This window comes from uncultured Bacteroides sp., assembly GCF_947632445.1.
Classification (GTDB): Bacteria; Bacteroidota; Bacteroidia; order Bacteroidales; family Bacteroidaceae; genus Bacteroides.
In genome coordinates this window covers 1-8,548 of record NZ_CANRPM010000091.1, presented here as the reverse complement: position 1 = coordinate 8,548, position 8,548 = coordinate 1, and the positions used below count along the sequence as shown (strand labels likewise).

Genomic DNA, 8,548 nt, shown 5'->3' with positions numbered 1-8,548 from the left:
GCAAATCCGTGTAACTCGTTGAGCTACACGGATTTGGTTCCGATAATTATTGTTGATTATCTAAATCTACTTAACCTCCTCAAAATCAGCATCTTGAACATTATCATTCTGCTTGCTAACATTCTGAGAGTTCCCTTGTTCAGCGTTAGTACCACCTTGGAAACCGGCACCTTGTTGTGCACCACCTTGTGCACCGGTCTGTGCATACATTTCGGCACTGGCAGCCTGGAAGGCAGTATTCAGCTCGGCCATGGCACTATCAATAGCCGCTAAGTCTTGTGCCTTGTGCGCATCTTTCAGTTTCTGGAGGGCTGTCTCAATCGGAACCTTCTTGTCGGCGGGAAGCTTATCGCCCAGTTCCTTCAATTGATTTTCAGTCGTAAAAATCATAGAGTCGGCCTGATTCAACTTATCAATGCGTTCCTTTTCCTTCTTATCGGCTTCAGCGTTGGCTTCGGCTTCAGCTTTCATGCGTTCGATTTCTTCTTTACTCAAGCCACTGGAAGCCTCAATACGGATGGCCTGTTCTTTACCCGTAGCCTTATCCTTGGCGGATACCTTCAAGATACCGTTCGCATCAATATCGAATGTTACCTCGATTTGAGGAACACCACGACGAGCCGGAGCAATACCTGTCAGATTGAACTGACCGATGGACTTGTTCTGAGCCGCCATCGGACGCTCGCCTTGCAATACATGAATGGTCACTTCGGTCTGGTTGTCGGCGGCCGTAGAGAAGGTTTCACTCTTCTTGCAAGGGATAGTCGTGTTGGCTTCAATCAGTTTCGTCATCACACCACCCAAGGTTTCGATACCCAAAGTCAACGGAGTAACATCGAGCAATACGATGTCGCCCACCCCAACTTCCTTATTCAATACGGCACCCTGTACGGCAGCACCTACGGCCACTACCTCATCGGGGTTTACACCCTTGGAAGGAACTTTGCCAAAGAAATCTTCTACCAGCTTCTGAACGGCCGGAATACGTGAAGAACCACCTACGAGAATTACTTCATCAATATCGGAATTGCTCAAGCCGGCATCGTTCATAGCCTTCTTGCAAGGCTCTAAGCAAGCTTGAATCAACCCATGTGCCAGAGCTTCAAACTTGGCACGGGTCAATGTTTTAACCAGATGCTTGGGTACACCACCTACCGGCATGATGTACGGCAAGTTGATTTCGGTGGAAGTAGAAGAAGACAACTCGATCTTGGCCTTCTCAGAAGCTTCCTTCAGACGTTGCATAGCCATCGGATCCTGGGTCAAGTCAGCACCTTCGTCGTTCTTGAACTCCTGTACCAACCAGTCGATAATTACCTGGTCGAAGTCATCTCCACCCAGGTGAGTATCACCATTGGTAGACAACACTTCGAACACACCGCCACCGAATTCCAAGATAGAAATATCGAATGTACCACCACCGAGGTCGAATACAGCAATCTTCATATCCTTGTTGGCCTTATCTACACCGTAGGCCAATGCAGCGGCTGTCGGCTCGTTCACGATACGTTTTACATCCAAACCGGCAATCTGCCCGGCTTCTTTCGTAGCCTGACGCTGAGAGTCGGAGAAGTAAGCCGGAACAGTAATAACGGCTTCCTTAACTTCCTGACCCAAATAGTCTTCGGCCGTCTTCTTCATTTTCTGAAGAATCATAGCTGAAATTTCCTGCGGAGTATAGTGATGCCCGTCAATATTGACGCGCGGCATGTTGTTATCGTTCACTACCGGATAGGATACACGAGAGATTTCTTTCTGTACCTGCGACCAGTTTTCACCCATGAAACGCTTGATAGAATATACTGTACGCCTCGGATTCGTGATGGCCTGACGTTTGGCGGGGTCACCTACCTTACGTTCACCTCCATCGACAAATGCCACTACGGAAGGAGTTGTACGCTTGCCTTCGCTGTTGGCGATTACTACCGGTTCGTTGCCTTCGAATACAGCAACACAAGAGTTTGTAGTTCCTAAGTCAATACCAATAATTTTTCCCATGATTGTTATTATTTTATTTGTTATTATTCCGTTCATTCCATCCGCCTCACCGGCAGACGTTTCTGAAAGCACAAACGTCGTGCCAAATGTCAAACGACCTTTTTTGACGGCAGAAGTCTGACACGCTCTGCCAGTTTGGCAGAAATTTGCCCTATAAACTGACGGAAAAGACCACAATACAATCCATCTCCCTTCAAGACTGACAAACGAAGCCTGACACCCCGCATCCAGTTCTTCGAAAGAATGCATCGCTTTCCCCGAAAGAAAACAGCTGTTTCCGTCCAGGGAAGCAATGCTTTCTTCGCCCCTTTAGAAAAAGCCGCCTTCAGGAGGACTTCGTATCCTACCCAAAGGCGGCTGCTATACGATCATTCGTATTTGGTTATTCTTTCACCAATACCAATATCAGTTCGCCGGCGGCATTATAGAAACCGATGCCACCCTCGGCCAGACGTCCAAATGTTTTCACCTCGGACAATGCTTTCGTGATGCGTCTTTCTACCTCCATGTCGGGGCATGCCATCATCGTGCTGAGCAGGTTGGGAAAAGAAATGGCCGTCGCATTGTTCTCATCGGTCACAAAGACACCGTTGATAACATTACAACCCGTATTGCCATATACTTTCTTCTCGGCAATATTCAGCCCCAGAAAAGGTTGCTTCTCCATACCGTCGGGGATGATTTCACCTCCGGCCTGTGTTATCTTCCAGCGACTTTCCAAATTAATAACTGAAAACGAATTTCTTGATTTCAATACCAGAATGGGACGTTTCGACGATTTGCCACACAAGGCAAGTTGTCCATCAGCAAGCTTTGTATATTTTTTCACTTGTGTCAAGGCCGAAAACACATTCTTTTCCAGCGCCATATCGGAACACATCATGCGGGTGCTTTCCACTTGTCCAAGCGTCAGTCTGCCAGGTTTGGCATTGGTATCAAAGCTTCCCATCAGCCGATTACAACCACTATTGCCATAGATGCGTCCTGCATTTGTCTCAAAAGCTATATAAGGAAAGGTTTGGCCGGATACCGGTACAACGGCCGTTCCATTGATTTCGATGATGTTCCATTCACCACTAAGGTCGGAAACCTGCGCAAAATTCTTTGTCGAAGCGCACGAAGACAGGGCCGCCACAACGGCCATCATACTTAGATAAACACAAATTCTCTTCATTGTCTTGTAGTTTAAGTTAAATTATCAACCGCAAATATAGAACAAAATAACAACTCTATCAACATTTTGTTCGGTAATCACATCCAAAAAAGCCAAAGTATTTGTTCGTTTATAATGTATATCTAAGAATTAAACAGTATATTTGCTGACGAAAAACCAAAAAGAACAACTTGCATATTTATCAATCATTATTAGATTATAAAGAGATGAAAATAATTACAGATGCTGAAAACGTTCAACTCTACGCCGTGGGCATAGCCACAGGCGTATCAACTCAAGGAAGATATTACCAAAACATTTTGGTAAAATCAGTACCCACTCCGTCGTTGCGGAGTGACTACTCGTATTACCTTAATCTTGATGATAAGGTAATGATGGAAAAACTTGGAATCACAGATATCCAAGATTTTCGCGACAAAGATGGTAAACGCAAGGTTACCAAGTTAAACGAAGCTGTGCCACTATTCGTGGGCACGCTTGCGACGTGCGAACACGCACCATACGGGATTGCCCGTACGGATGGCTCTGGTAAGTACAGAGCCATTAGAACCACAACTATCGTTGTGCCTGAAGGCGAGTCAGTTGCTGCCGCAGCTGATCGCGCAATAGCACGTGCTTACGAACGTGCAGATGTCTTCGCCAAAGGCGAAGAGCACATGGCAGATTATCGCAAATACCTCCATTTTTCTAATGAACATGATGAATTTGAGAGGCTTATGGATCAGTACGACCTTGGAGAGTAAAATCTCTTTGGTCTTTAAGTAAGAAACAAAATGGGTAAAGTTTTAATTATCGGTGCAGGCGGTGTAGGAACCGTCGTTGCACACAAAGTAGCTCAGAATTCGGACGTGTTCACCGAAATCGTGATTGCCAGCCGCACGAAGTCAAAATGCGATGCCGTCGTGAAAGCCATCGGTAATCCCAATATTAAAACCGCTCAGGTAGATGCAGACCATGTGGATGAACTGGTTACGCTTTTCAATAACGTCAAGCCCGAAATCGTCATCAACGTCGCCCTGCCCTATCAAGACCTGACCATCATGGAAGCTTGTCTGAAGACAGGCGTTAACTACCTGGATACAGCCAATTACGAACCCAAGGACATAGCCCATTTTGAGTATAGCTGGCAATGGGCTTACAGGCAACGTTTTGAGGAAGCCGGCCTGACCGCCATCCTCGGTTGCGGCTTCGATCCGGGTGTAAGCGGTGTATATACGGCCTATGCCGCCAAGCATTACTTTGACGAAATCCAATACTTGGACATCGTAGATTGCAACGCCGGCAACCACCATAAGGCTTTCGCCACCAACTTCAACCCTGAAATCAATATCCGCGAAATTACTCAAAACGGACGTTATTACGAAAACGGCCAATGGATAACCACCAAGCCGCTGGAAATTCACAAGGACTTAACCTATCCGAACATCGGTCCGCGCGACTCTTATCTGCTCTACCACGAAGAGTTGGAGTCCTTGGTGAAGAACTTTCCCACCATCAAACGTGCCCGCTTCTGGATGACTTTCGGCCAGGAATACCTGACTCACCTGCGCGTCATTCAGAACATCGGCATGGCCCGCATCGACGAAGTGGATTACAACGGCGTGAAAATCGTCCCCCTGCAATTCCTGAAAGCCGTACTCCCCAACCCGCAAGACTTGGGCGAAAACTACGAGGGCGAAACTTCCATCGGTTGCCGCATTCGCGGATTGAAGGATGGAAAGGAACATACTTACTACGTTTACAATAATTGTAGCCATCAAGCTGCCTACAAGGAGACAGGCATGCAGGGTGTCAGCTACACGACGGGCGTACCGGCTATGATTGGCGCCATGATGTTCCTCAAGGGCATTTGGAAGAAGCCGGGCGTATGGAATGTAGAAGAATTCGATCCCGATCCGTTCATGGAGCAACTCAACAAGCAGGGGTTGCCTTGGCACGAAGTTATCGACGGCGATTTGGAACTTTAACCACTAACCATTTCAAAATGAACATAGGAGACAAAGCCCCCGAAGTATTGGGTGTTAACGAGAAAGGCGAAGAAATCCGCCTGAGCAATTATAAAGGAAAGAAGCTGGTGCTCTACTTCTATCCGAAGGACAGTACATCGGGATGTACCGCCCAAGCCTGCAACCTGCGCGACAACTACGACGCCCTGCGCCGGGCCGGCTACGAAGTGGTAGGCGTCAGCATAGATAGCGAAAAGTCGCATCAGAAGTTTATCGAAAAGAATTCACTCCCCTTCCCCTTGATTGCCGACACAGACAAGAAGCTGGTCGATCAATTTGGCGTGTGGGGTGAGAAGAGCCTGTATGGGCGCAAGTACATGGGTACCTTCCGTACTACCTTCATCATCAACGAAGAGGGTATTGTAGAGCGCATCATCGGTCCGAAGGAAGTGAAGCCCAAGAACCATGCGGCACAAATACTTTAATCACCATTTATTCAACAAACAAATATGGCAAAAAAAGACGAATTGAATTTTGAAAACGAAGGCAGCACAATGCCCAATAGCGAGAAACTGAAAGCCTTACAGGCCGCCATGGACAAGATAGAGAAGAGTTTCGGAAAAGGCTCCATCATGAAGATGGGTGACGACAGCATCGAGCAAGTCGAAGTTATCCCCACCGGTTCCATCGGGCTGAACGTCGCCTTGGGCGTAGGCGGTTATCCACGTGGCCGTATCATCGAAATCTATGGCCCCGAATCCTCCGGTAAGACTACACTGGCCATCCATGCCATTGCCGAAGCACAGAAAGCAGGAGGTATCGCCGCTTTCATCGACGCTGAGCATGCCTTCGACCGTTTCTATGCCACCAAGCTGGGCGTTGATGTGGACAACCTCCTCATCTCCCAGCCCGACAACGGCGAACAGGCTCTGGAGATTGCCGAACAGCTCATCCGATCCTCGGCTATCGACATCATTGTGGTTGACTCCGTAGCCGCCCTTACGCCGAAAGCCGAAATCGAAGGCGACATGGGTGACAATAAAGTAGGCCTCCAGGCACGCCTGATGTCGCAGGCCTTGCGTAAATTGACATCGGCTGTCAGCAAGACTCGCACTTGTTGCATCTTCATCAACCAACTGCGCGAAAAGATCGGTATCATGTTCGGCAATCCCGAAACGACTACCGGCGGTAATGCTCTGAAGTTCTACGCATCCGTTCGCCTCGACATTCGTGGCGGCCAGGCCATCAAAAACGGCGAAGATGTCATCGGCAAGCAGACCAAGGTAAAGGTTGTCAAGAACAAGGTAGCTCCTCCTTTCCGTCGTGCCGAGTTCGACATCATGTTCGGCGAAGGCATTTCCCGTGCCGGCGAAATTATCGATCTGGGTACTGAACTGGGTATCATCAAGAAGAGTGGTTCATGGTTCAGCTACAATGACACTAAACTGGCTCAAGGCCGCGATGCGGCCAAGCAGATCATTTTGGACAATCCCGAATTGGCCGAAGAACTGGAAGGACTGATATTCGAAGAACTGAAGAAAGAAAAATAAAGCTTCAAACCTAAAACTCATAGAGGGGATAGCTACGCGACTCCCCTCTATGCTCAAGATGGGGAATTTTTCTATTCCAACTCTTTTGAGTAATTATGTGTTCTATTATCTAACAAATTATAATAAAATTATGCTCAGATACATATTACTTTCATTGGCTATCGTATTCGAGACAATAGCCACTTCATTCCTAAAGCAAAGCGAGCAGTTCAGCAAGTTATGGCCTACTGTAATGATGGTAGTTTGTTATGGCGCATCCTTTTATTTACTTAGCATAGTTCTTAAGACCATGCCTATCGGCATCGCATACGCGATCTGGTCAGGAGTTGGCATTGTTCTTATAGGGTTTATCGGCTGGTTAGTGTTCAAGCAGTCATTGGATTTTCCTGCAATTTTAGGTATGGGGATGATTATAGCAGGAGTGATAATAATCAATCTTTTTTCAAAGTCTGTTTCACATTAAAGACGATTGTCTGAGTGGCTTAAATCAAAGTCAATCACAAGTTCGAATTGATTCTTATTATAATATGAATGGCTGCTAGTACTGTCTGTCCATCTTCCGGAAGCCCCTCTACGCAAGGCTCCTCTTCCGTACATTCCGCATCCTCCTCTGCAAGGACTGCCTCCGCCCTCTTCAGTACCGCGTCCAACTCCGCCGCAGCCGTATAAACCGCCCCTTCTCTGCCGGCCTTCAGATAAAGCCCCGAAGCGGACAGAGGCCCTGCATCGACAACCGTTTCCGGCCGCGCATAATTGACCAAACGAAACAGAAGCCGCTTCACCTGCAGGGGCTCTTCTCTCCAGCTTCTGGAGTGCTGCGCCGCCAGCCGCTTCTCCTCTTCCAGCAAAGGAGCATATTTGTAATAAGGTGCGGTCTCGTAAATGACCCCCGTTATCAGATGGAAGGCGAAAGGCGAATGCACCCCGTAGCCGCACCGATGGCGGAAACGGGCCAGCCGCACAAAAGGACGCTTGCACAATAAGAAGATACGCTTCATGTTCCTGACTGTTTTATGCCTGCAAAGATAAAATAATCCGGTAAAAATCCATCAACCGGCAGAAGTATTTTGCACCCGTCGTGACGAAGTACTGCATGAGCCTCCCATACAGTGCTTCGTCAGGTGGTGAGGAAGTGCTGCATGACGCCCTCAGAAAGCACTGCGTCACAGGGCAAGAAAGCACTGTATTCCCCTGCCTGAAACTGCCTTTTCTCCATCGGATTAGATACTTTTAGTCGAAGTCACGCCACAATAACCTCTGCGCAGAAAAGCGGGGCCGCCGTCCGTCCGGTGTCCTGCCGGAAGTCATGCGGAAAAGTTCTCCTAAGCTGTTTTTCCCAACTAAATTCCAACAGGAATTCCCGCTCCACGGGATGTCATCGGATATATCCGAACAGGATTTTATCGTGAATATCGAGGTGCAGCGGAGTATGTACTGAAGAAAAATACGGATAGGATTTGTCCTGTCCGTATTTTTTTGTACTTTTGGACGCATAAAACCATTTGATATTTTTTGCCTATGGAATAGAAACACCGAAATGACCGACGCTGCGGGCATAGCGTCGTAAACATATCAAAAAGCGCATCGGCTTTTCTTCTTGCTTACGAAAATTAGACACTTTCAAACAAGAGAAGAATGAGAGTTGATGTTCGCGCTGTTTGGCGCGGGCATTTCTTGCATCTCATCTTGTAGGTCGTCTAATACCTCGTAAGCAGATGACAGAAGCTTGTCCGCGTCTTTTTATACCCAACACCAGACAATAAAAACAAAACAACGAATTAAAAATTTATAATCATGAAAAATAGGGGCAGCGGCGTAGTTCCGTGGCAGGGCTAACCAAAATATTCGACTGACTCGGTACGTTATATAATAACCCCCAT

7 protein-coding genes and 1 pseudogene are annotated in these 8,548 nt (G+C 47.5%); 5 read left to right on the top strand and 3 right to left on the bottom strand.

The window, feature by feature from the left end; all coding sequences use genetic code 11:
• Positions 1-66 precede the first annotated feature (66 nt).
• Together dnaK and Q0Z70_RS12405 are read right to left on the bottom strand one after the other, a co-directional pair.
• Entirely contained in the window at positions 67-1,998 is a 1,932-nt protein-coding gene (gene dnaK / locus Q0Z70_RS12410; protein ID WP_298074973.1) for a molecular chaperone DnaK, read from the bottom strand.
• 382 nt (positions 1,999-2,380) lie between these two features.
• Complete coding sequence (locus Q0Z70_RS12405; RefSeq protein ID WP_298074971.1) at positions 2,381-3,172, bottom strand: META domain-containing protein; 792 nt, start codon at positions 3,170-3,172, stop codon at positions 2,381-2,383.
• Between the two features lie 206 nt (positions 3,173-3,378).
• Between Q0Z70_RS12405 and Q0Z70_RS12400 the strand changes: the two genes are divergently transcribed.
• From Q0Z70_RS12400 to Q0Z70_RS12380, 5 genes are all read left to right on the top strand, one after another.
• Entirely contained in the window at positions 3,379-3,915 is a 537-nt protein-coding gene (locus tag Q0Z70_RS12400) for a hypothetical protein (protein WP_298074969.1), read from the top strand.
• Positions 3,916-3,945: 30 nt separating this feature from the next.
• A complete protein-coding gene (locus Q0Z70_RS12395) occupies positions 3,946-5,139 on the top strand; it encodes a saccharopine dehydrogenase family protein (RefSeq protein WP_298074967.1) in 1,194 nt (397 codons plus the stop codon).
• A gap of 17 nt (positions 5,140-5,156) precedes the next feature.
• Positions 5,157-5,603 carry a thioredoxin-dependent thiol peroxidase gene (gene bcp / locus Q0Z70_RS12390; protein ID WP_298074965.1) on the top strand — a complete coding sequence of 149 codons (447 nt, stop codon included), beginning with the start codon at positions 5,157-5,159 and terminating at the stop codon, positions 5,601-5,603.
• 24 nt (positions 5,604-5,627) lie between these two features.
• A complete protein-coding gene (gene recA / locus Q0Z70_RS12385) occupies positions 5,628-6,668 on the top strand; it encodes a recombinase RecA (protein ID WP_298074963.1) in 1,041 nt (346 codons plus the stop codon).
• Positions 6,669-6,798: 130 nt separating this feature from the next.
• Positions 6,799-7,131, top strand: coding sequence for an SMR family transporter (locus Q0Z70_RS12380; RefSeq protein ID WP_298074961.1), 333 nt, complete (start codon positions 6,799-6,801; stop codon positions 7,129-7,131).
• 184 nt (positions 7,132-7,315) lie between these two features.
• On the opposite strand, the pseudogene Q0Z70_RS12375 reads toward Q0Z70_RS12380, so the two are convergent.
• Positions 7,316-7,666: pseudogene (locus Q0Z70_RS12375) on the bottom strand (hypothetical protein); the annotation flags it as partial.
• Positions 7,667-8,548 lie beyond the last annotated feature (882 nt).

Bases quoted from the DNA above. Each gene is read 5' to 3' on its own strand.
- Q0Z70_RS12395 (WP_298074967.1), top strand. From the start codon at position 3,946: ATGGGTAAAGTTTTAATTATCGGTGCAGGCGGTGTAGGAACCGTCGTT.
- Q0Z70_RS12405 (WP_298074971.1), bottom strand. From the start codon at position 3,172: ATGAAGAGAATTTGTGTTTATCTAAGTATGATGGCCGTTGTGGCGGCC.
- bcp (WP_298074965.1), top strand. From the start codon at position 5,157: ATGAACATAGGAGACAAAGCCCCCGAAGTATTGGGTGTTAACGAGAAA.
- Q0Z70_RS12380 (WP_298074961.1), top strand. From the start codon at position 6,799: ATGCTCAGATACATATTACTTTCATTGGCTATCGTATTCGAGACAATA.
- recA (WP_298074963.1), top strand. From the start codon at position 5,628: ATGGCAAAAAAAGACGAATTGAATTTTGAAAACGAAGGCAGCACAATG.
- Q0Z70_RS12400 (WP_298074969.1), top strand. From the start codon at position 3,379: ATGAAAATAATTACAGATGCTGAAAACGTTCAACTCTACGCCGTGGGC.
- dnaK (WP_298074973.1), bottom strand. From the start codon at position 1,998: ATGGGAAAAATTATTGGTATTGACTTAGGAACTACAAACTCTTGTGTT.